Genomic DNA, 644 nt, shown 5'->3' with positions numbered 1-644 from the left:
GTGACGCATGAAGAGTCTACTACTTCTCGCCCTCGGTCTGGCCCGCACGGTCGTCCTGGGCGCGCGCATCGAGGCCGAGCGCATCGTCGTGAGCGTCCGGCCCTACAAGCGCGAGCAGCGCCGCTGCCCCGTATGCGGCAGGGCCTGCGACTTCTACGACATGGCGAACCGCGGGGCCCCCAGGCTGTGGAGGGCGATGGACCTGGCGCGCTCGGCCTGCTACCTGGAGTACGCGCCCTGCAGGGTGCGCTGCCCGGAGCACGGCGTGCGCACCGAGGCCGTCCCCTGGGCGCGGCACGGGGCGCGCTTCACGCGCGACTTCGAGGACTGGGTGGCGTGGCTGGCGGTCCGCTGCACCGCCTCGGCGGTCTCCGAGCTCGCCCGCGTCGAGTGGCACAGCGTGGGCGGCGTGTGCAGGCGCGTCTACGCCGAGCTGGAGGCCGCGCGCGGCGCCTCGAGGTTCGACGGCGTGCACCGCATCGGCATCGACGAGACGTCGTACAAGAAGGGCCACAAGTACGTCACGGTGGTCGTCGACCACGACCGCGGCTGCCTCATCTGGGCGCACGAGGGCACCGGCAAGGACGTGCTCAACCTGTTCCTCGACGAGCTCACGCGCGAGCAGAGGCGCGCCATAGAGGTGG

At 71.7% G+C, this 644-nt stretch carries 1 protein-coding gene; it reads left to right on the top strand.

Annotated elements, in window-relative coordinates:
• Positions 1 to 331 precede the first annotated feature (331 nt).
• A partial coding sequence (locus ACTQV3_RS09265; protein WP_441568626.1) for a transposase occupies positions 332 to 644 on the top strand: 313 nt, incomplete at its 3' end.

The sequence above is a fragment of the Collinsella sp. LCP19S3_A7 genome (genome assembly GCF_052121995.1).
GTDB lineage: Bacteria > Actinomycetota > Coriobacteriia > Coriobacteriales > Coriobacteriaceae > Collinsella.
This window is presented reverse-complemented; position numbering and strand designations above follow the sequence as displayed.